Source organism: Allobosea sp. Tri-44 (assembly GCF_004123845.1).
In the GTDB taxonomy this organism is placed as follows: Bacteria; Pseudomonadota; Alphaproteobacteria; order Rhizobiales; family Beijerinckiaceae; genus Allobosea.
Genome location: NZ_NBDP01000003.1, coordinates 381,326 through 405,124, shown reverse-complemented (window position 1 = coordinate 405,124; position 23,799 = coordinate 381,326). Strand labels below are relative to the sequence as shown.

19 protein-coding genes and 1 tRNA gene are annotated in these 23,799 nt (G+C 65.8%); 1 reads left to right on the top strand and 19 read right to left on the bottom strand.

Translation table 11 applies throughout. The annotated features are described in order from the left end of the window. Positions 1–340: 340 nt before the first annotated feature. The 19 genes from B6S44_RS01975 to tuf all read right to left on the bottom strand — a co-directional run bounded on the left by B6S44_RS01975 (position 341) and on the right by tuf (position 23,218). Positions 341–1,432 (bottom strand): helix-turn-helix transcriptional regulator, encoded by a 1,092-nt coding sequence (locus B6S44_RS01975; protein ID WP_164985683.1) that lies wholly within the window; start codon positions 1,430–1,432, stop codon positions 341–343. Positions 1,433–1,797: 365 nt separating this feature from the next. After that, positions 1,798–5,994, bottom strand: coding sequence for a DNA-directed RNA polymerase subunit beta' (gene rpoC / locus B6S44_RS01970; protein WP_129155102.1), 4,197 nt, complete (start codon positions 5,992–5,994; stop codon positions 1,798–1,800). Positions 5,995–6,123: 129 nt separating this feature from the next. Beyond that, positions 6,124–10,272 carry a DNA-directed RNA polymerase subunit beta gene (rpoB, locus tag B6S44_RS01965; RefSeq protein WP_129155101.1) on the bottom strand — a complete coding sequence of 1,383 codons (4,149 nt, stop codon included), beginning with the start codon at positions 10,270–10,272 and terminating at the stop codon, positions 6,124–6,126. Between the two features lie 247 nt (positions 10,273–10,519). After that, on the bottom strand, positions 10,520–10,900 hold the full coding sequence (rplL, locus tag B6S44_RS01960; protein WP_129155100.1) for a 50S ribosomal protein L7/L12: 381 nt from the start codon (positions 10,898–10,900) through the stop codon (positions 10,520–10,522). 51 nt (positions 10,901–10,951) lie between these two features. Continuing rightward, positions 10,952–11,467 carry a 50S ribosomal protein L10 gene (gene rplJ / locus B6S44_RS01955; RefSeq protein ID WP_129155099.1) on the bottom strand — a complete coding sequence of 172 codons (516 nt, stop codon included), beginning with the start codon at positions 11,465–11,467 and terminating at the stop codon, positions 10,952–10,954. A 618-nt stretch (positions 11,468–12,085) separates the two neighbouring features. Next, positions 12,086–12,784, bottom strand: coding sequence for a 50S ribosomal protein L1 (gene rplA, locus B6S44_RS01950; protein WP_110489242.1), 699 nt, complete (start codon positions 12,782–12,784; stop codon positions 12,086–12,088). A gap of 13 nt (positions 12,785–12,797) precedes the next feature. After that, the gene (gene rplK, locus B6S44_RS01945) at positions 12,798–13,229 is read right to left on the bottom strand and encodes a 50S ribosomal protein L11 (protein ID WP_129155098.1); all 432 of its coding nucleotides are present in this window, start codon (positions 13,227–13,229) and stop codon (positions 12,798–12,800) included. Between the two features lie 155 nt (positions 13,230–13,384). Continuing rightward, the gene (locus tag B6S44_RS01940; RefSeq protein WP_129155097.1) at positions 13,385–13,801 is read right to left on the bottom strand and encodes a ribbon-helix-helix domain-containing protein; all 417 of its coding nucleotides are present in this window, start codon (positions 13,799–13,801) and stop codon (positions 13,385–13,387) included. 68 nt (positions 13,802–13,869) lie between these two features. Further along, on the bottom strand, positions 13,870–14,472 hold the full coding sequence (locus tag B6S44_RS01935; protein WP_129155096.1) for a DJ-1/PfpI family protein: 603 nt from the start codon (positions 14,470–14,472) through the stop codon (positions 13,870–13,872). Positions 14,473–14,558: 86 nt separating this feature from the next. Beyond that, complete coding sequence (locus B6S44_RS01930; protein ID WP_129155095.1) at positions 14,559–15,089, bottom strand: cytochrome b; 531 nt, start codon at positions 15,087–15,089, stop codon at positions 14,559–14,561. After that, positions 15,086–16,681, bottom strand: coding sequence for a methyl-accepting chemotaxis protein (locus tag B6S44_RS01925; protein ID WP_164985682.1), 1,596 nt, complete (start codon positions 16,679–16,681; stop codon positions 15,086–15,088). Before B6S44_RS01925 ends, B6S44_RS01930 begins: the two co-directional genes overlap by 4 nt. Before the next feature lie 125 nt (positions 16,682–16,806). Then, positions 16,807–17,340, bottom strand: coding sequence for a transcription termination/antitermination protein NusG (gene nusG / locus B6S44_RS01920; RefSeq protein ID WP_129155093.1), 534 nt, complete (start codon positions 17,338–17,340; stop codon positions 16,807–16,809). A 17-nt stretch (positions 17,341–17,357) separates the two neighbouring features. Further along, entirely contained in the window at positions 17,358–17,552 is a 195-nt protein-coding gene (secE, locus tag B6S44_RS01915) for a preprotein translocase subunit SecE (protein ID WP_057189978.1), read from the bottom strand. A gap of 181 nt (positions 17,553–17,733) precedes the next feature. Next, positions 17,734–18,510: a molybdate ABC transporter substrate-binding protein gene (locus B6S44_RS01910; RefSeq protein WP_129155092.1), complete on the bottom strand. Its 777-nt coding sequence runs from the start codon at positions 18,508–18,510 to the stop codon at positions 17,734–17,736. Between the two features lie 217 nt (positions 18,511–18,727). Next, positions 18,728–18,803, bottom strand: a tRNA-Trp gene (locus B6S44_RS01905). A gap of 224 nt (positions 18,804–19,027) precedes the next feature. Then, positions 19,028–20,155, bottom strand: coding sequence for an ABC transporter substrate-binding protein (locus B6S44_RS01900; RefSeq protein WP_129155091.1), 1,128 nt, complete (start codon positions 20,153–20,155; stop codon positions 19,028–19,030). Between the two features lie 114 nt (positions 20,156–20,269). Beyond that, entirely contained in the window at positions 20,270–20,947 is a 678-nt protein-coding gene (locus B6S44_RS01895) for a GntR family transcriptional regulator (protein WP_129155090.1), read from the bottom strand. After that, entirely contained in the window at positions 20,940–21,776 is an 837-nt protein-coding gene (locus B6S44_RS01890) for an isocitrate lyase/PEP mutase family protein (protein ID WP_129155089.1), read from the bottom strand. The genes B6S44_RS01895 and B6S44_RS01890 overlap by 8 nt, the downstream gene beginning before the upstream one ends. A gap of 251 nt (positions 21,777–22,027) precedes the next feature. Continuing rightward, positions 22,028–23,218 (bottom strand): elongation factor Tu, encoded by a 1,191-nt coding sequence (gene tuf, locus B6S44_RS01885; RefSeq protein ID WP_129155088.1) that lies wholly within the window; start codon positions 23,216–23,218, stop codon positions 22,028–22,030. Between the two features lie 202 nt (positions 23,219–23,420). Here tuf and B6S44_RS01880 point away from each other — a divergent pair, with 202 nt between their 5' ends. After that, positions 23,421–23,732 (top strand): Rdx family protein, encoded by a 312-nt coding sequence (locus B6S44_RS01880; protein ID WP_126110461.1) that lies wholly within the window; start codon positions 23,421–23,423, stop codon positions 23,730–23,732. Positions 23,733–23,799 lie beyond the last annotated feature (67 nt).

The following is a 23,799-nucleotide window of genomic DNA, read 5'->3' as shown; positions in this document are numbered from 1 at the left end:
CTCGCTCCCTTGAGCGCTAGATGAATTTCGTGTCCATTCCGGCGCCTTGCGAGGCCATGACCAAACGAAGCCGCGCCATCGGCGCCCATTTCCGGGGCCTCAGGCGCGTTCGCCATGCAGAGGAACACGGAACCCGCGTTCATGCGTCCTGCCATGTCGTCGTTAGACGCTGGAATTTCCGACGGAGTTTCGGTCGCGAACCTCGCTCGCAACAAAGGCAAGCGACAAACGTGTCCGACAACCGTCGACAGTGGCGCGCTTATGACTCAGTCGGAGATTCGCGTCAACCCCGGATTTGGCGGGAGTTAACGCAATCTCGCGGCGAGCATTCAGATGCCGCTCAATCGGTCGTGCCCGCCGCGACCCCTGCCCCGCGCAACAGGCCGATCAGGTCGGCCTGGCGATGCAGTCCGGTCTTGGCCATCACCCGCTTCAAGGTCGAGCGCGCGGTTTCCTCCATGATCCCGAGTGCGGCAGCCGCCTCGCGCGGGCGGTGTCCGGCGGCGATCAGCGCAGCAAGCCTGGCCTCCGCCGGCGTCAGGTCGAACAGGCCCTGGACGACATCGGCGGTCGGCACGTCCTTCACCACCACCGGCGTCACCACCAGGATGCTCGCCGCCCTCGAGAAGATGTCGTGGGCGGCACCGCGAATCGGCGTCAGGTGCAGGATCAACGGCGGTTGATTCTCGCGACGCGCCACCGGGATCGAGCGCACCGTGGTGCCGGCTGCCCGGCCCGTGGCTTGCAAGGCCGAGGCGAGCAGGCCATCTGCCGCCATATCGACGAGCCCAAGCCGCGATGGGCGGTCAATCGCCACCGCCGGCACCAATGCCTCGAAGCGAGGATTGAGCGCGAGCGCGCGGCCATTGCGATCGAGCACCGCCGCCGGCAGGCCGATGGCATCCAGTGCCTGGGCGGCCCCCCGCACCCGCTCGAATTCGAGCCGGGCCGAAAGCAGCATGGCACGGGCGAGATGGGGCCGCATCCTGTCAAAGCGAGCGATCATGTCATCCTCGACATGGCCCTCTTCGCGCTCGCGCTCGGCATGCAGGATGAAGGCTTCGCCGGTCGGCGAGGCGACCAGGGTGGCGACGCCGATGCCGAACCCTTGCGGCAGCAGGAAATCACGATAGACCGGCTCGTCCGCCATCTCGGCCTCGGAGAGGATGTCGATATCGCGCAGGAAACCGGCATGGCGGCGCTCGATCAGGCGGCGCGTTCGCTCATTGCCCGGGAAACGGTTGAAGTGCGTCGCGACGAGTTGGTCGAACTCGGGCGAGGACGAGATCCAACGGTTGGAGGTCGGCGTCACGGCGACCAGCACTGCGCCGGCGCCGCGCGCGATCTCCTGGAACCGCCGCAGGACCTGCGGCCACAGCTCCGGCACCACCGCCGCTTCGTAAAGACTGTCGAAAAATTGCTCGTCCATCATCCCGGCCGCACCCGGACCCGGTCCGCAGGACGAGAATATCCTCCGCGACCACGCCCGCATGGTGTGTCAGCACGCCGCTCGTCGCTCAGTCGCTTCCGACCGCCACGAGAGACGCGCTGGCGCATCGCTGCCCCCCGGCAGATTTCGCAAAGTCAGTTTAGGCCGCTTACCTTAGAAAAGGTCAAGGGAGCCGAGACGAAAACGGCCGCCCGAAGGCGGCCGTTCCACAAAGCAAGTAGAACTTGCCGGTCTTAGAGCCGGATCCGATCAGACTGAATCAGTCTGATCGGTGAATCCGTCTCTCACTTTGAGTTTAGAGACCGTTTTTCCGATCAGCTTGCGTTGCAAGCTGATCGGAACGGGCTCTATTCGGCGGCGGGCAGAGCCGCCGCGACAGCAGCCGAGGCAGCGGCCGCGGCCTTGGCCGCCGCATCCGCCTTCTGGCCGACGATCAGATCGTCGCGGCGCGTCGCCACCTGCTTGATGCGGGCGACCTGCGCGCCAGTGCCAGCCGGGATCAGCGAGCCGACGATGACGTTCTCCTTGAGGCCTTCCAGCATGTCCATCTTGCCGTTGACCGCAGCCTCGGTGAGGACGCGGGTCGTCTCCTGGAAGGAGGCGGCCGAGATGAAGGAGCGAGTCTGCAGCGAGGCCTTGGTGATGCCGAGCAGGACCGGCACGCCGGAAGCCGGCTTCTTGCCCTCCTCGCGCAGCTTGGAGTTGACCTCCTCGAGCTCGATCCGGTCGATCTGGTCGCCAGTGAGAATGTCGCTATCGCCGGATTCGGTGATCTCGACCTTCTGCAGCATCTGCCGGACGATGACCTCGATGTGCTTGTCGTTGATGGTCACGCCCTGGAGGCGGTAGACCTCCTGGATCTCGTTGACCAGGTAAGCGGCAAGCTCCTCGACGCCCTTGATCGCCAGGATGTCGTGCGGGGCCGGGTTGCCGTCGAGGATGTAGTCCCCGATCTCGACGACGTCGCCATCCTGCAGGTGGATGTGCTTGCCCTTCGGGATCAGATACTCGACGGCGTCCGTGCCGTCATGCGGGGTCAGCGTGACGCGACGCTTGTTCTTGTAGTCGCGCCCGAAGCCGATGACGCCGGCCTTCTCGGCGATGATCGCGGCATCCTTGGGACGACGCGCCTCGAAGAGCTCGGCAACGCGCGGCAGACCGCCGGTGATGTCGCGGGTCTTGGCCGAGTCGGTCGAGACACGCGCCAGCACGTCGCCGGCCTTCACCGACGAGCCCGGCTCCACCGAGATGATGCCCTCGACCGGCAGGATGTAGCGCGCCTCGCCGCCACGGGCGAGCTTGGCGATCTTGCCGTCCGAGCCGTGCAGGGTCATCGCCGGACGCAGGTCCGACGTACGGGCCGAACCGCGCCAGTCAATCACCAGGCGCTTGTTGATGCCGGTCGCCTCGTCGGTCGTCTCCGTCATCGACATGCCGTCGACCAGGTCCTCGTAGCCGACCTTGCCGTCGACCTCCGCCAGGATCGGGCGGGAATAGGGATCCCACTCGATCAGGCGCTGGCCGCGCTTGACCTTGTCGCCGTCGTCGACGCGCAGCTTCGAGCCGAACTGGACGCGGTGAACCGCGCGCTCGGCGCCGTCCGGGCCGGTGATGACGATGGCGAGGTTACGCGCCATCGCGATCAGGTCGCCGTCCGAGTTGCGCGCCGCATTGCGGTTGCGGATCTTGACAGTGCCCTCGAAGTTCGACTCGACGAAGGACTGGTCGGCGATCGTCGCCGCGCCACCGATGTGGAAGGTACGCATGGTGAGCTGCGTGCCCGGCTCGCCGATCGACTGCGCCGCGATGACGCCGACGGCCTCGCCCATGTTGACGGGCGTGCCGCGGGCGAGATCGCGCCCATAGCAGGTCGCGCAGACGCCGTTCTTGGTCTCGCAGGTCAAGACCGAGCGGATCTTCACCTCCTGGACGCCGGCGGCGTTGATCTTGGCGATGTGGCTCTCCTCGATCACCGCGCCCTTGGCGACCAGGATGTTGCCTTCGAGGTCGACCACCTCCACGGCCGCAGAACGGCCAAGGATGCGCATCCCGAGCGAGGCCACGACCTGGCCGGCATCGACGATGGCGCGCATCTTGATGCCGTTGTCCGAGCCGCAATCGACCTCGGAGATGATCGCGTCCTGCGCCACGTCGACGAGACGGCGGGTGAGATAACCCGAGTTCGCCGTCTTGAGCGCGGTGTCGGCCAGACCCTTGCGGGCGCCGTGGGTCGAGTTGAAGTACTCGAGAACGTCGAGGCCTTCCTTGAAGTTCGAGATGATCGGGCTCTCGATGATCTCGCCCGACGGCTTGGCCATCAGGCCGCGCATCGCCGCGAGCTGCTTCATCTGCGCCGGCGAACCACGGGCGCCCGAGTGGCTCATCATGTAGATCGAGTTGATCGGCTTATCCCGGCCGTTCTCGTCCTTCTTCACGGTCGAGATGCGGGCCATCATCTCCTGGGCGAGCTTGTCGGAGCACTTCGCCCAGGCGTCGACGACCTTGTTGTACTTCTCGCCCTGGGTGATCAGGCCGTCCTGGTACTGCTGCTCGTAGTCCTTGGCGAGCGTGCGGGTCGCGTCGACGATCTCCCACTTGTTCTCCGGCACGACCATGTCGTCCTTGCCGAAGGAGATGCCGGCCTTGAAGGCGTGCTTGAAGCCCAGCCCCATGACTCGGTCGCAGAAGATCACCGACTCCTTCTGACCGCAGCCGCGATAGACGGCGTCGATCATGTTGGAGATCTCCTTCTTGGTCATCAGCTTGTTGACGACGTCGAAGGTCATGGCGGGGTGCTCGGGCAGCGCAGTCGAGAGAATGACGCGGCCCGGCGTGGTGTCGTAGATCTTGGTGTAGGACTTGCCGTCGGCGCCGACACCGGTCCAGCGATACTTGATCTTCGAATGCAGCGTCACGACCTTCTCGTGCAGCGCGTATTCGAGTTCGCCGAAGTCGCCGAAGATCTTGCCCTGGCCCGGCTCGCCATCCGAGATGATCGAGAGGTAATACAGGCCGAGCACGATGTCCTGCGACGGCACGATGATCGGCATGCCGTTCGCCGGGTGCAGGATGTTGTTGGTCGACATCATCAGCACGCGCGCTTCCAGCTGCGCCTCGAGCGACAGCGGAACGTGCACGGCCATCTGGTCGCCGTCGAAGTCGGCGTTGAAGGCGGCGCAGACCAGCGGGTGCAGCTGGATCGCCTTGCCCTCGATCAGAACCGGCTCGAAGGCCTGGATGCCGAGGCGGTGCAGCGTCGGCGCGCGGTTGAGCAGCACCGGATGCTCGCGGATGACCTCGTCCAGGATATCCCAGACCTCGGGCTTCTCCTTCTCGACCAGCTTCTTGGCCTGCTTGACCGTGGTCGAGTAGCCCTTGGCGTCGAGGCGGGCGTAGATGAACGGCTTGAACAGCTCGAGCGCCATCTTCTTCGGCAGCCCGCACTGGTGCAGTTTCATCTCCGGGCCGACCACGATGACCGAGCGGCCGGAATAGTCGACGCGCTTGCCGAGCAGGTTCTGCCGGAAGCGGCCCTGCTTGCCCTTCAGCATGTCGGCGAGCGACTTCAGCGGACGCTTGTTGGCGCCGGTGATGACGCGGCCGCGGCGGCCGTTGTCGAACAGGGCGTCGACCGATTCCTGCAGCATCCGCTTCTCGTTGCGGATGATGATGTCCGGCGCGCGCAGCTCGATCAGCCGCTTCAGGCGGTTGTTGCGGTTGATGACGCGGCGATAGAGGTCGTTCAGGTCCGAGGTCGCGAAGCGGCCGCCATCGAGCGGAACGAGCGGACGCAAGTCGGGCGGGATCACCGGGATGATGGTCATCACCATCCATTCCGGCTTGTTGCCCGACTCCTGGAAGGCCTCGATGATCTTGAGGCGCTTCATCAGCTTCTTCGGCTTGAGCTCCGACGTCGTGGTCGCGATCTCATGCTTCAGGTCGGCGTTGATCTGGTCGAGATCGAGCGCGCGCAGCATCTCGCGGATCGCTTCCGCGCCGATCATCGCCGTGAAGGTGTCGGCGCCGTACTCTTCCTGGCAGCGGACATACTCTTCTTCGGTCAGCAGCTGGCGATCCTTGAGCGGGGTCAGGCCCGGCTCGAGCACCACATACGATTCGAAGTAGAGGATGCGCTCGAGGTCCTTGAGCGGCATGTCCATCAGGAGGCCGATGCGCGAGGGCAGCGACTTCAGGAACCAGATATGCGCGACGGGAGCGGCGAGCTCGATATGGCCCATGCGCTCGCGCCGGACGCGGGCGAGCGTCACTTCGACGCCGCACTTCTCGCAGATCACGCCCTTGAACTTCATGCGCTTGTACTTGCCGCACAAGCACTCGTAGTCCTTGATCGGCCCGAAGATGCGGGCGCAGAACAGGCCGTCGCGCTCGGGCTTGAACGTACGATAGTTGATCGTCTCGGGCTTCTTGATCTCGCCGAACGACCAGGATGCAATCTTCTCCGGGCTGGCGATCGAGATCTTGATCGCGTCAAACGCCTGCTGCACCGGCTGCTGGCCGAAAAGGTTCATGACCTCTTGCTTCATAGCCTGTCTCCTGTAGCCGGTGGGGTTTTAGGGAAAACCGCCCTGCCCGGCCCTTGATCCATCGGCCGGCGGCGAAAGTGCCGCCGGCATGAGTAACGAACGACGTTCCGCCCCTGCGGGCGTCGCGCCTTACTCGGCTGCCTCGGCCGGCACGTCGCCCGGCTTCGGCTTGTTGTTGATGAGCTCGACGTTGAGACCGAGCGAGCGCATTTCCTTGACGAGCACGTTGAAGCTCTCCGGGATGCCCGCTTCGAAGTTGTCCTCGCCGCGCACGATCGACTCGTAGACCTTGGTGCGGCCCGCGACGTCGTCCGACTTCACCGTCAGCATCTCCTGCAGCGTGTAGGCGGCGCCGTACGCTTCGAGCGCCCAGACCTCCATCTCGCCGAAGCGCTGGCCGCCGAATTGCGCCTTGCCGCCGAGCGGCTGCTGGGTGACCAGCGAGTAGGGGCCGATCGAGCGGGCGTGGATCTTGTCGTCCACGAGGTGGTGCAGCTTCAGCATGTAGATGTAGCCCATCGTCACCTTGCGGTCGAAGGGCTCGCCGGTGCGGCCGTCATAGAGGGTGGACTGACCCGACGAGTGCAGCCCGGCCTGCTCCAGGAGCCGCTCGATGTCCGACTCCTTGGCGCCGTTGAAGACCGGGGTCGCGATCGGCACGCCGCGGCGCAGATTCTGGCCCATCTCGACCAGTTCGGCGTCGTCCATCGAGGCGATGATCTCGTTGTCCTCGTAGACGGCGTCGAAGGAGGCCCGCAGCGCCTTGGAATCATGCGCCTTGCGATAGGCGTCGAGAGCCTTGCCGATCTGCTTGCCGAGGCCGGCGGCAGCCCAGCCCAGATGGGTCTCCAGGATCTGCCCGACGTTCATGCGCGAGGGCACGCCCAGCGGGTTCAGCACGATGTCGGCATGGGTGCCGTCCTCGAGGAACGGCATGTCCTCCGCCGGCACGATGCGCGAGACCACGCCCTTGTTGCCGTGGCGGCCGGCCATCTTGTCGCCGGGCTGGATCTTGCGCTTCACCGCGACGAAGACCTTGACCATCTTCATCACGCCGGGCGGCAGCTCGTCGCCGCGCTGCAGCTTCTCGACCTTGTCGAGGAAGCGCTGCTCGAGGCGCTTCTTCGACTCGTCGTACTGCTTCCGCATCGCCTCGATTTCGGTCATCAGGGCGTCGTCCGCCGTGGCGAACAGCCACCACTGCGAGCGCGGGAACTCGCTCATCACCTCGCGGGTGATGACCGTGTCCTTCTTGAAGCCCTTCGGACCGGCAAGGCCGGTCTTGCCGGTCAGGATCTCGGCCAGACGCGCGAAGGTGTTGCGGTCGAGGATCGCCTGCTCGTCGTCGCGGTCCTTGGCGAGACGCTCGATTTCCTCGCGCTCGATCGCCTGGGCGCGCTCGTCCTTGTCGACGCCGTGGCGGTTGAACACCCGGACCTCGACGATCGTGCCCTGGACGCCCGGGGGCACGCGCAGCGAGGTGTCGCGAACGTCCGAAGCCTTCTCGCCGAAGATGGCGCGCAGCAGCTTCTCTTCCGGCGTCATCGGGCTCTCGCCCTTCGGCGTGATCTTGCCGACGAGGATGTCGCCCGCCGCCACTTCCGCGCCGATATAGACGATGCCGGCTTCGTCGAGGTTCTTCAGCGCCTCTTCCGAGACGTTCGGAATGTCGCGCGTGATTTCCTCAGGACCCAGCTTGGTGTCGCGGGCCATGACCTCGAATTCCTCGATATGGATCGAGGTGAAGATGTCGTCCGAGACGATCTTCTCCGAGAGCAGGATCGAGTCCTCGAAGTTGTAGCCGTTCCACGGCATGAACGCGACCAGCACGTTGCGGCCGAGCGCGAGCTCGCCGAACTCGGTCGACGGGCCGTCGGCGACGATGTCACCCTTCTTGATGACGTCGCCGACACGTACCAGCGGACGCTGCGTGATGCAGGTCGACTGGTTCGAGCGCTGGAACTTCTGCAGACGGTAGATGTCGACGCCCGGCTTGGTCGGGTCCATCTCGTCGGAAGCGCGGATGACGATACGGGTCGCGTCGACCTGGTCGACGATGCCGGCGCGGCGGGCCGCGATGGCAGCGCCGGAGTCACGGGCGACCGCAGCCTCCATGCCGGTACCGACGAACGGCGCGTCGGCGCGAACCAGCGGCACCGCCTGGCGCTGCATGTTCGAGCCCATCAGCGCGCGGTTGGCGTCGTCGTTCTCGAGGAACGGGATCAGCGCCGCGGCGACCGAGACGACCTGCTTGGGCGAGACGTCCATGAAGTCGACCTTGTCGACCGGCACGACGATGACCTCGCCGGCGCGGCGGCAGACGATCAGGTCGTCGGTCAGACGGCCTTCCTTGTCGACGACGGCGTTGGCCTGGGCGACGTTGTACTTCGCCTCCTCCATCGCCGAGAGATAGATGATCTCGTCGGTCTGCTTGCCGTCGCGGATGCGCCGGTACGGGCTCTCGATGAAGCCGTACTTGTTGACGCGCGCGAAGGTGGCGAGCGAGTTGATCAGGCCGATATTCGGGCCTTCCGGCGTCTCGATCGGGCAGATGCGGCCGTAATGCGTGGTGTGGACGTCGCGCACCTCGAAGCCGGCGCGCTCGCGGGTCAGGCCGCCCGGGCCAAGCGCCGAAAGACGGCGCTTGTGGGTGACCTCCGAGAGCGGGTTGGTCTGGTCCATGAACTGCGAGAGCTGCGACGAGCCGAAGAACTCGCGCACCGCGGCAGCCGCCGGCTTCGCGTTGATCAGGTCCTGCGGCATCACCGTGTCGATATCGACCGAGGACATGCGCTCCTTGATGGCGCGCTCCATGCGCAGGAGGCCCAGGCGATACTGGTTCTCCATCAGTTCGCCGACCGAGCGCACGCGCCGGTTGCCGAGATGGTCGATGTCGTCGATCTCGCCCTTGCCGTCGCGCAGGTCGACCAGCGCCTTGACGACCGCAAAGATGTCCTCCTTGCGCAGGATGCGCACGGTGTCCTCGGCGTCGAGGTCGAGACGCATGTTCATCTTGACGCGGCCGACGGCCGAGAGGTCGTAGCGCTCCGAGTCGAAGAACAGCGACTGGAACATGTTCTCGGCGGTCTCGAGCGTCGGCGGCTCGCCCGGGCGCATCACGCGGTAGATGTCGAACAGCGCCTCTTCGCGACGCGAGTTCTTGTCGACGCCGAGCGTGTTGCGGATATAGGGACCGACGGTGATGTGGTCGATGTCCAGCACCGGAATCTCGGTGTAGCCCTTGTTGATCAGGTCGATCAGGTTGCCCTTGATCTCGCCGGTCTTCGGGTCCGCCGCCATATGCAGTTCTTCGCCGGCCTCGGCATGAACTTCGCCGGTGCTGGGGTCGACGAGATCCTCGGCAACGTACTGGCCGACGAGATCCTCGTCCGTGGCGCGCAGGAACTTCAGGCCCTTGTCGGCGAGTTGGCGGGCGGTGCGCGCGACCAGCTTCTTGCCGGCCTCGATCACGACTTCGCCGGTGTCGGCGTCGATCATGTCGACGGTCGCCTTGAAGCCCTTCATGCGCTCGGCGTCGTACGGGACGCGCCAGCCCTTGTCGTCGCGGACATAGTCGACGCGGTTGTAGAAGCGCTTGAGAATCTCCTCGCCGTCCATGCCGAGGGCGAACAGCAGCGAGGTGACCGGGATCTTACGCTTGCGGTCGATACGGGCGTAGACGATGTCCTTGGCGTCGAACTCGATGTCGAGCCAGGAGCCGCGATAGGGGATGATGCGGGCAGCGAAGAGCAGCTTGCCCGAGGAATGGGTCTTGCCCTTGTCGTGGTCGAAGAACACGCCCGGCGAGCGGTGCATCTGCGAGACGATGACGCGCTCGGTGCCGTTGACGATGAAGGTGCCGTTGTCCGTCATGAGCGGCATCTCGCCCATGTAGACGTCCTGCTCCTTGATGTCCTTGACCGACTTGGCCTGGGTGTCGGGATCGATATCGAACACGATCAGGCGCAGCGTCACCTTGAGCGGCGCCGAGAAGGTCATGCCGCGCTGGCGGCACTCGTCGACATCGTATTTCGGCGGCTCGAAGGTGTACTTGACGAACTCCAGCAGCGACGCGCCCGAGAAGTCGCCGATCGGGAACACCGACTTGAAGACGGACTGCAGGCCTTCATCGCCGCGGCCGCCCTTGGGTTCCTCGACCATCAGGAACTGGTCGTAGGACGCCTTCTGAACCTCGATGAGGTTCGGCATCTCCGCCACTTCCTTGAGCTTGCCGAAGAACTTGCGGACGCGCCTGCGGCCCTGGAGGGAAGTTACCATCATGTTCCTCGCAATCTCGGACGGCTCACCCGGTGGTCCGGGGTATAGGCGGTCGGGCCGCCGGGTGAGCCGCTCGGCGCATCATGTCGCGCCGACATTCAAACTGGATCGACCTGCACCGCATGCGCGGGCGGTCTTTGTGTACGCGCCGTCCCTTCCGGAAACGACGCAACAGCCCCGGAGGCGGCGAGCCGCCCCGGGACTGTGCTTGTCGACTACAGACGGACCGGCATCAGCCGGCCCGGGCTCACTTGAGCTCGACCTTGGCGCCGACGGCCTCGAGCTGCTTCTTGAGCTTCTCGGCCTCGTCCTTGCCAACGGCTTCCTTGACCGGCTTCGGAGCGGCCTCGACCAGATCCTTGGCTTCCTTGAGGCCGAGGCCGGTGATGGCGCGGACTTCCTTGATCACCTCGATCTTCTTGTCGCCGACGGCGGCAAGAACGACGGTGAACTCGGTCTGCTCTTCGACAGCGGCAGCGGCAGCGCCACCAGCAGCCGGGCCGGCGGAGACGGCGACGGCGGCGGCAGCCGAGACGCCCCACTTCTCTTCGAGCAACTTGGCGAGGTCAGCAGCCTCGAGAACGGTGAGCGACGAGAGTTCGTCGACGAGCTTGGCGAGATCGGCCATGGTTTAAGTTCCTGATGTAAGAGGTTCGAACGATTAAGGGTTGTCGGCTGCTCAGGCAGCGTCCTTGTCGGCATATGCCTGGAACACGCGCGCGAGCTTTGCGGCAGGCGCGGTCGAGAGCTGGGCGATCTTGGTCGCAGGGGCCTGCAGGAGGCCGAGCAACTTGGCGCGCAGTTCGTCGAGCGAGGGCATCGTGGCCAAAGCCTTGACGCCGTCGGGGTTCAGGGCGGTCGTGCCCATCGCGCCGCCGAGGATGACGAGCTTGTCGTTCTCCTTGGCGAAGGCGGTGGCGACCTTCGGCGCCGCGACCGGATCGCTGGAATAGGCGATCAGGGTGGGACCCGTCAGCAGGTTGCTGATGGACGCGACGTCGGTGCCTTCAAGAGCGATCTTGGCCAGCCGGTTCTTTGCGACCTTCACGGTGGCGCCATTGGCCTTCATCTCGCGACGAAGCTTCTGGAACTGGGCCACCGTCAAACCCGCATAGTGGGCCACGACAACGACCGACGTCTTCGAGAAGACATCGTTCAGTGTCGCGACGGCATCAGATTTTGCCGTTCTATCCACTGGGCTCTCTCCGGTAGGCGACAGGTTTTAAGGCCCGCCGCCAGTTGCACGTGCCGCTCTCGGAAGTGACCGGTTGACACCGACCCCTCGCCGGAGCGACGCTCAGTGCCCTGTCCCCTGCCATGGCTAGAAGCCGTGATCGGGCGAGATGGTTCGAACCTCTCATCGGCGCCGTTCGGCACCGGAAGAGTTCTTGCACCGTCTATGCAGGCCTCTTGGCGAAATTATGCCCTCCGGCCGGAGCCAAAGGCGCACCTGCAGTCTCAGACAGGACTCGGATGCCCGGTCTTCGGAGATCACTCCCCTTCGACCAAACACCCTTTTTCGGCGGCCAAAAACGGATCCGATCAGGTTGAAAACCTGGTCGGTGAATCCGTCTCTCACGTTAAGTTGGAGACCGCTTTTACTGATGAGCTTGCGATGCAAGCTCATCAGAACGGGCTCCAGCCGCCAAAAAACGCGAAATGGACCTCCTCGTGCCAAGCACGCGGAAGCCCCGTCACTTATGGAAACACGGAGGAGGCTATAGACCCTCCCCCGACTTCTGCCAAGTGGTAATCCTTGCGCTGAAGCGCAAGGCGGGGCTGCGACCGCCGAGGCGGCGGTCGCAAAGCGCGATCAGCCGCCGAGAACGGTGTTCGGCTCGATCTTGACGCCCGGACCCATGGTCGAGGAGATCGCGACGCGCTGGATATAGGTGCCCTTGGCGCCGGCCGGCTTCGCCTTCGAGACCGAATCGACGAACGCCTTGATGTTCTCGCCGAGCTTGGCGGCATCGAACGAGGCCTTGCCGACGGCGGCGTGGACGATGCCAGCCTTCTCGACGCGGAACTCGACCGAGCCGCCCTTCGAGGCGGCGACGGCGGCGGTCAGGTCCATGGTGACCGTGCCGACGCGCGGGTTCGGCATCAGGCCGCGCGGGCCCAGCACCTTACCGAGGCGGCCGACCAGGCCCATCATGTCCGGCGTCGCGATGCAGCGGTCGAAGTTGATCTCGCCCTTCTGCACGGTCTCGACCAGATCCTCGGCGCCGACGATGTCGGCTCCGGCCTTCTTGGCCTCCTCGGCCTTGGCGCCGCGGGCGAAGACGGCAACACGCAGCGTGCGGCCCGAGCCGTTCGGCAGGTTGCAGACGCCGCGGACCATCTGGTCGGCGTGACGCGGATCGACGCCGAGATTCATCGCGATCTCGACGGTCTCGTCGAACTTGGCGTTCGCGCGGGCCTTGACCATCGCGACGGCCTCGGCGAGCGGGTAGAGCTTGATGCGGTCAACGCCTTCACGGCCTTTGACGACGCGCTTTCCGACATGTGCCATTGTCAGTTCCCCCTCAGCCCACGACTTCCAGGCCCATGGAACGGGCCGAGCCACGGATCATCGCCACCGCCGAATCGACGCTGTCGCAGTTGAGATCGGCCATCTTCTTCTCGGCGATCTCTATGAGCTGAGCCGACGTGACCTTGCCGACGTTGCCGCCCTTGCCCGGGGTCTTCGAACCCGAGGTCAGACCAGCAGCCTTCTTCAGCCAGTACGAGACCGGCGGCTGCTTCATCTCGAAAGTGAAGGAGCGATCCTGATACGCGGTGATGATCACCGGGATCGGCATGCCCTTTTCCATCTGCGCGGTCTTCGCATTGAAGGCCTTGCAGAATTCCATGATGTTGAGGCCGCGCTGACCCAGCGCCGGACCGATCGGCGGCGACGGATTGGCCGCGCCCGCCGGAACCTGAAGCTTCACGTAACCCGTGATCTTCTTAGCCATGATGGCTGCTCCTGTCGCTCGCCCCGGTGCCGACCGGAACGACGACGCCCCGCCCGTGAGCTGCTATCGCTCCGGATCGGGGTGTTGCAGGGCGTGGTGCGGCGTGAACCTCCGGTTGGCTGACCGGCACGCCTCCCACGCATGTGAGGGCCGCCCTATGGCACAGGGCGCATCGAAAGGGAAGCCCCGGGAGGGTCTGGGCGCTGCGGACGGCGTGTCGCAGGCGAAAGCCGCTGCGCCTCGCGCGCCAGGATGCTGTCGGCGTCGAGTTCGCGGATCGGCCGGTCGAGCTCGCGCGGCACCTCGCCCGCGAGCTGCAGCATCAGGTAGCGGCCGCAGCAGACGCGCAGGAAGGAGGCGAAGTTCTCGCCGTCGCCATGCGTCTCGATCAGCTCGCCATGGAGCTTGGCCAGGAGCTGACCGAGGCTCATCCCGTCGCGCGCCGCGATTTCCTCGAGCACGCGCCAGTACAGGTTCTCGAGCCTGACGCTGGTCGAGAAGCCATTGAGCCGTACCGATTTCAGGCGTGTCCGCCAGAGATCGGCATCGGCATTGATGAAGAGCTTGCACATGGCGCCCTCCCCGCGCGATTGCCACGCATCATACAGCGACGGCCGAGTGAAGCGAGGCCCGACCCGGTTCAGGCGGCCTGCCGCAGCGCGCCATGACTGATCTGCGTTCCGAGCACCGCCAGGAACTGGGAGATCCAGGCCGGATGCGCCGGCCAGGCGGGCGCAGTCACCAGATTGCCGTCGGTCGTCGCCGCGTCGATGGCGATGTCGGCATAGCGCCCACCGGCGAGTTCCACCTCGGGGCTGCAGGCCGGATAGGCCGAGCAGCTGCGCCCCTTTAGAACATCGGCAGCGGCGAGGATCTGCGCGCCATGGCAGATCGCGGCGACCGGTTTGTTGGCCTCGAAGAAGTGCCTGACGATCGCGATTACCTGCTTGTTCAGGCGCAGATATTCCGGCGCGCGGCCGCCCGGCAGCACCAGCGCGTCATAGGCCGCGGCGTCGACATCGGCGAAGCTGGCGTTGAGCGCGAAGTTATGGCCGCGCTTTTCCGAATAGGTCTGCTGGCCCTCGAAATCATGGATCGAGGTCGCAACACTGTCGCCCTCCTTCTTGTCGGGGCAGACGGCATCGACCTTGTGGCCGACTGCGAGCAGGGCCTGGAACGGCACCATGATCTCGTAGTCCTCGCCGAAATCGCCGACGATCATCAAAATGCGCTTGCCGGTCATCTTGTCCTCCCTGGCATCCTATTTCGGATGGCCAGGAAGCATAGGCGCCGCCGGAGTGGCGCGGGTGTTAACCGGTTAACGCAGGCTCAGCCGGCCTTGGCGTCGCGCGTCAGGTAATCGCCGAGCGCCACCCCGATATGGATGACGACGAGCGCGATCAGCCCGAAGGCGAGCCAGGCATGGCTCGTCAGCAAGAGGTCGGCATGGCCCGTCTCCTCCGGCCATATCGCCGGGAGCGAGAGGCCGAACAGCAGCTGCCGTGCGCCGAAGGCTGAAACGCCAGCCCAGCCCAGAAGCGGCACCACCAGCAGCGCAAGATACAGCAGCGCATGCACCGGCCGGCTCGCCACTCCCTTGTGCCAGCGCGCCGTGAGCTGCGCGAACAGGCGATAGGCGATGCGGATCAGCACGAGGCCGAGCAGCAAGGCGCCCGTGGTCTTGTGGCAGAGATAGAGCATGTCGGCAGCCGGCCCCTCGCCGATCTGTTTCATCATCACGCCGCTTGCGAACAGCGCAAGCACCAGTGCCGCAGTCAACCAGTGCAAGATCTGCGCGATGGCCGGCAGTGGTGGCCGCGCCGCTGCGCCCGCTTCCGCCTCGGAGATCGCCATGCTCATGCGGCCAGGTCCTTGCGCGTGATGAAGCCCTCGACAGCCTGCCGCAGCTCCGCCGCCTGCCGGTCGAGATCGGCCGAGGCCGCCGTGACCGAGCCGGCGGTCTGACGCCAACTCGCCAGCGTACCGGCGAGTTGCTCGACCTGCTCGGCCACGAGCCTGACATCGCCGGCAGTTCGCGACGTCGTCTCGCTGATCGAGCGCGAGCCTACATCCTGGCGAGCGGTCACTTCGGCGATCGAGAGCGCTGCCTTGTCGACTTTTTCGACCGAGGTCACCAGGGCGCCGATGCGCAAGGTGATGCGCTGCGCCGCGACGGTGATCTGGTTCAGCCCTGTGCGGACATCGTCGGTCGCCTCGGCGGTGCGGTGTGCGAGCTGCTTGACCTCGCCGGCGACCACAGCGAAGCCCCTGCCCGCCTCGCCGGCTCGCGCCGCCTCGATGGTCGCATTGAGCGCGAGCAGATTGGTCTGGCTGGCGACGGTTCCGATGATGTCGATGACCTGCACGATCTTGCCGACCGCATCGCTCAGCTCGACCGTATCGGCGGTCGCCTGATCGACCAGCGCCTTTGCGGCATCGGCGACCTCGGAGGTTCGCCAGGCCTCGCCTGCCGCCGTGGCCAGCAGCGTGGACACTTCCGCAATCGCGCCGGCAACATGATCGACATGCTCGGAGACACGCTGCGTCGACTGCGTGGCCGCGCCGGCCCGCTCGTCGACGACACCCGAAAGCTGTGCGAATTCTCCGGCTGCCTGCGACAGCCGGGCTGCATGCTGCTCGAGCGCCTGCGCGATCGCGGCGATCCGTTCCTGGAAGACTGCATTGCGGGCCTGAGCGGCTTCCTGGCGCGCGACTTCGCCCGAAAGCGCGTCCAGTCGCGTCTGGGCGGCGTCCTGCTCGGCCTGCAGCCCGCGCCGATGCGCCAGCAGGGCGCGGCCGAGCATGCCGATCTCGTCGCGCCGCATGGCGAGCTTGTCGAGCCCCTGCCCCTCTTGCCGATTCTCGGCCAGGGCTCGCGCCATGCCGGAGATTGGGCGGACCAGCCAGCGATGCTCGAGCACCACGATGAAGACGAGGCTGAATAGGCCGAGCAGCGAGAGCAGGACCTTGTTCTGATGGGCGCTCTCGACATGCCGCGACAGGCTCGCGCTCAGCCGGCCGATCTCCTCGCCGAGTGTGCGTCGCAGAGCCGAGCGCTTGTCAGCGATCACCCTGAGCTCGGCCCGGGCCGTAGCCGTGTCGGCGGCTCCGCGCATCGCGAGGGCACGCCCCGCAATCGTCAGCGCATCGACCTCCAGCCTGCCCTCGAGCCGGGTGGCGATGTCCTCGGCTGCGATCGCGAGCACCTCGAGATCGGACGGTTCCGCCCGGTTGCCCGAGAAGATCGCGATGCTGATGCGCTCGAAAAGCATGGTCGTCGCTTCGAGGCGTCGGGCGAGATCGCTCTGCGCCTCCAGGGCCTGCGTAAAGCCGTGGAGCTTGCGCGAGCCGACCAGCTCGGTCGCGACATAAAGGCATGACAGCGCGCCGAGGAGCACGCCCCACAGCGCCAGGCGCTGCCCGACCGTCGCCTTGAATGTCCTGGGAAACATGCCCGCCTGCACCAAAAGCCGGCGGGACATTGTCACACACGCCTGAAGGAGGCGTTAACTACGAAATAGCGCAAAAAGGGTGCCGTCTCCGGCACCCTTCTGCAAAAGACCGAGGCGTCGAGGCGTCAGAGCTTCTCGACCTGGCTGTATTCGAGCTCGACCGGCGTGGCGCGGCCGAAGATCGAGACCGCGACCTTGAGGCGGGCGCGGGCGTGATCGACATCCTCGACGACGCCGTTGAACGAGGCGAACGGGCCGTCGGCGACCTTCACCTGCTCGCCGACCTCGAACACGATCGTCGGCTTCGGCCGCTCGATGCCCTCGGCGACCTGGCCCTTGATCCGCAGCGCCTCGTTCTCGGGAATCGGCATCGGCTTGGCCTTGTCGGCGCCGAGGAAGCCGGTGACCTTGGGCGTGTTCTTGATGAGGTGGTAGACCTCGTCGGTCATCTCGCACTTCACCAGGACATAGCCGGGGAAGAACTTGCGCTCGGTGTCGACCTTGCGGCCACGGCGGACCTCGACGACCTTCTCGGTCGGAACCAGCACTTCCTCGAACTTGTCGGCGAGATTACGCTGTGCCGCCTGATCCTTGATCGACTGCGCGACCTTGTTCTCGAAGTTGGAATAGGCGTGGACGATGTACCAGCGGGTGCTCACGTTCTTATTGCCTTCGTTCAGCGTGCGCCGAGGATGAGGCCGAGACCCCAGCGGATCACCGTGTCGGTGAAGAGGAAGAACAGGCTGGACATCAGCACCATCAGCAGCACGAGGCCGGTGGTGATCAGGGTCTCGCGGCGCGAGGGCCAGGTCACCTTGGCGGCTTCGCTGCGCACCTCCTGCAGGAACTGGAAGGGATTCGTCTTCGCCATCGGGCTCGTCACCTCGGTTCCGGATCATCGCGTCGGAGCGGCGATTCGGCGGTCCTGAAAGATTCGCGGCGCGGGGCTCAGGGAGCCGCGCGCCGTCGTTAAGGGGCTTCTTACAACGCTATCGCGCGCTCGCCAAGCGCCTTGTTGCGCGCCGCGGCCACCCCCGGGCGGGCGCCGGCCCTCAGTTGGTCGCCGGCTCCATGCCCTTCTCCGCCAGGACGCGCCTGGCTATTTCGCCGCGCAGGAAGGCCAGCAGGGCCTTGGCGCCGTCAGGCTGCAGGCTCGCGGTCCCGACGCCGCCGGCATAGGTCGTGTAGCTCTGGATCTCGGCCGGCAGCGGCCCGACCAAGGTCGCGCCGGAGACGGCGAGTATCTCGCTGATCTGGTGGATGGCGAGATCGGCTTCGCCGGTGACGAGCCGCTGGGCCACCAGACCGCCCGGCACCAGCACGGCCTTGGCCTTGACCTCGTCCGCGATGCCCATCGTCTCGAGCAGTTTCGCAAAGTAGATGCCGCTGGAGCCACCCGCCGCCGGGTCGATATAGGCGACTTTGCGCGCGGCGAGCAGCGCCGCCTTGAAGGCCGCCACGCTTGCGATGCCGGGACGGGGCGCGCCGTCCTTGACCGCGACGCCGATGGAGGTGCGCGCCAGGTTGGAGACGTTGTCCGCCGCGATTTTTCCTTTGTCGATCAGATCCTTGACTACCGCCGGCGTCACGATGGCGACATCGAAGGCCTCGCCCGCCGCGATCCGGCGCTGCAAGGCACCCGCCGTGTCGTTGTCGATGGTGAGCTTGTGGCCGCTCAGCTTCTCGAAATCGGCGGTGACGGCCGACACGATCGGCTTGAAGGCGCCAGCGGTCAACACCCTGATCTCGGCGGCCTCCGCGAACCCGCCGGCGACGAGGCCGGCAAGAGCGAGCGTCGCGACGCAGGCGCGTCTTGAAAACAGCTTCATCGATGATCTCCGGCGGCATCCGCACCAGCGCGAACGCTGCGTGAAAGCCTAAAGCCTGCGGCTCACAGGCAAAGCCGGCATCGGCGCGGCGGGAATCACGTTTCTGCGAGACAGGGCCATGCCGCGCCGGCCGGTCGCAAGGCGATGGTGAACGACGTCGCCGATGGAACTGACTGATCGCCGCGCTGCGGACGGCATCGCCGCGCGATCGCGCGGCTGGCAGGGGCGGTAGGGCTCGAACCTACGACACCCGGTTTTGGAGACCGGTACTCTACCAACTGAGCTACACCCCTGTAGCGTCGGTTGCTTAGCCCGAACTCCGCGGGCTTTTCAAGTCGAAATCGCGAGCGCCCCGCGCGAAGTTGACTCATATCCTCAGCCGTACACGGCAAGGCCGTGCAGATTCAGCATAATTCACCGAAGGCAGCTCGCGAACAAGTTGGCTCTGGAAGCGGCCACTCAACGATAAAGGGCGGCGCTAACGCCGCCCTCCCGAACCACGCCCCGGGCCGATCGCTTATTTCGGCAGGCGCGCAATGATCTTCTGCCGGCCGTCGACGACCTCGGCGAGGAAGCTCTCGCGCTGGACATCGCCCTTCGCGTCGAAGGTGGTCTCCATCAGGATGCCCGGCTCCTCCTCCGGCTTGATCGTGGCACCGTGCAGCGTCGCCGCGATCCTGGTCGGTTCGAACTTGCCGAGCTTTTCCGTCGCCCATTTCACGGCATGGACGGCCATGTAGCCCTTGATGCCGTTATGGTCGGGCACGAATTTGAAGCGGGCCTCGAAGCGCTTGCCGAACTCCTGCAGAGCGGGAATCGGCGCATCGACGGTCTGGCCGACATGTCCGCGCACGCCGTCGGCGGCCTTGCCGGCGAGCTCGATCACCTTCTGGCTCAGGATCGTGGTCTCGCCGATCACCGGCTTGCCGACGTTCTGGTCGCGCATCGCCACCAGCAGCCGGGCGCTCTCCTCCTCGTTCAGATAGACGAAGACGGCATCGGCATTGGCGTTCTTGATCTTGATCGCGTCGGCGGCGAAGTCGGCCTGGCCCTGCTCGGTCGAAAGATCGACCGAGACTGCGATGCCGCGGCTCTTCAGCTCCTTGAGGATGGCTTCGTGCCCGCCCTTGCCGAAGTCGTTGTTGACCCAGACGACCGCGACCGACTTCGCCTTGACCTCGTCCTTGAGATAGGCGGCGATCTTCGGCATCGCGGCCGACTGGCTGAGCGAGGTCCGGAAGATGAAGGGGTTGCCCTGGGCAGTGTAGGACGTGCCGTCGCCGGCCGCGAGCTGGGCGATCTCGGCCCGTTGCGCGATCTGCATCGAGGCCATGATCGACCCGGTATAGACCGGGCCCAGCACGGCATGAGTGCCCTCGTCGATCGCGCGCTGCACGGCGGCGCGGGCATTGGCCGGGTTGGTCTGCGTGTCATAGGCGACGAGATCGATCTTGCGGCCGAGAATGCCGCCCTTGGCGTTGAGCTCCTCGATCGCGAGCTCGATGCCGCTCTTCCAGTTGGTGCCGGCGGTCGCTCCCGGCCCGGAAAGCTCGGCGATGGTGACGAGCTTCACCTTGTCCTGTGCCGCCACCGGCGTCGCAGCCAGCGCGAGCGCCAGGGCCACAGCTTTAAGAGCATTATTCATGACGCCTCCTCCCGAGGTTCGATGGGCCGTTTGCGGCTCTCGTCCGGAGCATAGTCTCTAGGACACTGTATGCAAGATCATTTGGCGCTGGAAGCGCTCCGTCGCAGCGTCCCGTCAGGCCGGAACGCCGCCACGGCGTAGCACGTCGGCATAGGCGTCCCACGCCCGCATGATGTGTCGATGCAGGACGGTATCGAGATCGGCCAGGCGGCCGGCAGCGAAGGTTTCGACCATCAGGCGATGCTCGGCCATGGAGCGCTCCTGCTCGCCCTCCAGCGGCACCGAGAGATGCGTGCGCAGCGCCGCGACCCGGCCGGAGACGCCGCGATAGGCGTTGCCGAGATAGCGGTTGCCGCAATGCTGGAAGAAGACCTCGTGGAACACGGTATCGGCCCGGGCATAGTCGTGGCGCGTGCCGCCCGCCTGCGTCGCCTCCATCGCGGTGAGCGCCTCGTTCATCGCGGCGAGCGCGGCCGCGCGCGCCTTGGCCATGCATTCGCGCAGGGCCTGCGTCTCCAGCATGAAGCGGAAGACGCAGAGCTCGGCGACGTCCTCCTCGGTCGGCGCGAAGACGAAGGTGCCCTTCTTCGGCACGATCGTCACCAGCCCCTGCAGCTGCAATCGCGCCAGCGCCTCGCGCACCGGCGTGCGGCTAACGCCCAGCGCCTCGCTCAGCGCTTCCTCGGACAGTGTCTCGCCGAGGCGCATCTCGGCGTTGACGATCGCGTTACGCAGCCGCTCCTCGACGATCGCGACCAGCGATTTCGGCTGCTCCACCCTGAGATCAGGCATAGTGCTCGCGCCCCAGGAAGGCCTCGTAGCTCCGCAGATCGAGCATTGCAGGCTCCAGCGCCCGCGTCGTGCCGGAGCGCTTCAGCTCACGCGCGAAGGCCGCCATCATATGGGCGTAGGCCAGGGTCGACGACACCGGATAGCTCAGCACCTTGAAGCCGAGGCGCCCGAAATCCTCGGCCGTCAGCGAGGGCACCCTGCCCTCGACATAGTTGAACATCAGCGGCGCCTCGATCTCGCGCAGCGCCCGCTTCATCTCCTCCTCGGATTGCAGCATCTCGAGCAGCACGAGATCGGCGCCGGCCTGCGCATAAGCCTTGCCGCGCGCGATCGCCTCGTCGAGGCCGAGCGGCAGCCGCGCATCCGAGCGGCCGATGATCAGAAAATCGGGATCGCGCCGCGTCGCCACGGCGATGCGGATCTTCTCGGCCTGCTCCTCGCGCGTCACCAAAGCGAGCCCCGCCATGGCGCCGCAGCGCTTGGGCGTGACCTGGTCCTCGAGATGGATCGCGGCGACGCCGGCCGCCTCATATTCGGCGACGGTGCGGGCGACGTTGTTGAGATTGCCATAGCCGGTATCGGCATCGGCGATCAGCGGCACCTTGATCGCGGCGGCCAGCGCCCGGCCACGCGCCACCATCTCGGTCATGGTCAGGAGGCCGATATCGGGCGCGCCGATCAGGCTGGCGGAAAGACCGTTGCCGGTCATGTAGACCGCCTCGAACCCCGCCTGCTCGAGCGCCCGCGCACCGATGGCGTCATGGCAGCCGGGCGCGACCACGAGATCGGGCTGGCGCAGCCTGTCGGCGAGCGAATGGCGGGGACTCATCGCGATCTCCAGTCCGTATGCAAGATACAAGAGCCTTGCATGCCGGATCGGGAGACGCCAGTGCCTGTTCCATCGTCATTCCGGCCGCAGCGAAGCGGAGCGCCGGAATCCATCGTAGGACTCCGGCGCTCTACGATGGATTCCGGAGCTGCGCCGCTATCGCGGCTTGTCCGGAATGACGGCCCTGTAGTCCGGAAAACGAAAAAGGGCGGCGTTACCGCCGCCCTTTCCCAGATCGCTATGTGCGTCGATCAGGCGATGATCGTTGCGACGACGCCGGCACCGACGGTGCGGCCGCCCTCGCGGATGGCGAAGCGCAGCTTCTCTTCCATCGCGATCGGCACGATCAGGTGCACTTCCATGGCGATGTTGTCGCCAGGCATCACCATCTCGGTGCCCTCGGGCAGGTGCACCACGCCGGTCACGTCCGTCGTGCGGAAGTAGAACTGCGGGCGGTAGTTGGTGAAGAACGGGGTGTGGCGGCCGCCCTCCTCCTTGGTCAGGATGTAGGCCTCGGCCTTGAACTTGGTGTGCGGCTTGACCGAACCCGGCTTGCACAGCACCTGGCCGCGCTCGACGTCCTCGCGCTTGGTGCCGCGCAGCAGCGCGCCGATGTTGTCGCCCGCCTGGCCCTGGTCGAGCAGCTTGCGGAACATCTCGACGCCGGTCACCGTCGTCTTCACCGTGTCCTTCAGGCCGACGATCTCGATTTCCTCGCCGACCTTGACGATGCCGCGCTCGACGCGGCCGGTCACCACCGTGCCACGACCCGAGATCGAGAACACGTCCTCGACCGGCATCAGGAAGGGCTGGTCGATCGGGCGCTCGGGCTGCGGGATGTAGGCGTCGACCGTCTTCATCAGCTCGAGCACCGCGTCATGGCCGATCGCCGGCGTCACGCCGTCGAGCGCAGCCTTGGCCGAGCCCTTGGTGATCGGGATGTCGTCGCCCGGGAAGTCGTACTTCGACAGAAGCTCGCGGATCTCCATCTCGACGAGCTCGAGCAACTCGGCGTCGTCGACGAGATCGACCTTGTTCATGAACACCACCAGCGCGGGAACGCCGACCTGGCGTGCCAGCAGGATGTGCTCGCGGGTCTGCGGCATCGGGCCGTCGGCGGCCGACACCACCAGGATCGCGCCGTCCATCTGCGCGGCGCCGGTGATCATGTTCTTCACATAGTCGGCGTGCCCGGGGCAGTCGACGTGCGCATAGTGGCGGGCCGAGGTCTCGTACTCGACGTGAGCCGTCGAGATCGTGATGCCGCGCGCCTTCTCCTCGGGCGCCTTGTCGATCTGGTCATACGCCGTGAACGACGCGCCACCCGACTCCGCCAGAACCTTCGTGATCGCAGCCGTCAACGACGTCTTGCCATGGTCGACGTGACCAATCGTGCCAATGTTGCAGTGCGGCTTCGTCCGAGCAAACTTCTCTTTGGCCATGACACCTTAGTTCCTGACGACGCCCGCGCAGGGCCGGAAAAACGCGGTCGCATTAGGGGGTTTTGGAGCGAAGCGCAAGCCGAGGACAAAGTTTCGTGCCAGAGCACGCTGCGCGCAGGCCGCTTGCCGTCGCAACGCCATGACGGCAGAAGCGTTTTCGAATCCGCCAGCCGTCGGCTGGCACCATTTCCGGAGCACGACCATGACCGAACCCAAGCCCGGCCCGCGCATCGCCATCACCTATTGCAGCATGTGCAACTGGCTGCTCCGCTCCGCCTGGATGGCGCAGGAGCTGCTGCAGACCTTCGGCCAGGATCTCGGCGAGGTCGTGCTGATCCCGCGCACCGGCGGCATCTTCCAGATCCACTATGACGGCGATCTGATCTGGGATCGCACCGTCGACGGCGGCTTCCCGGACGTGAAGCAGCTCAAGCAGCGCGTGCGCGACCGGCTCGATCCCGAGCGCGATCTCGGCCATCTCGACGACCACAAGAAGAAGCTCGTGCAGGGCTGACCGGCCCTGCACCTGTCACCCCGGAGACGATCCGGAGGCCGTCTCGAAAGTCGCTCCAGCGAGTCGG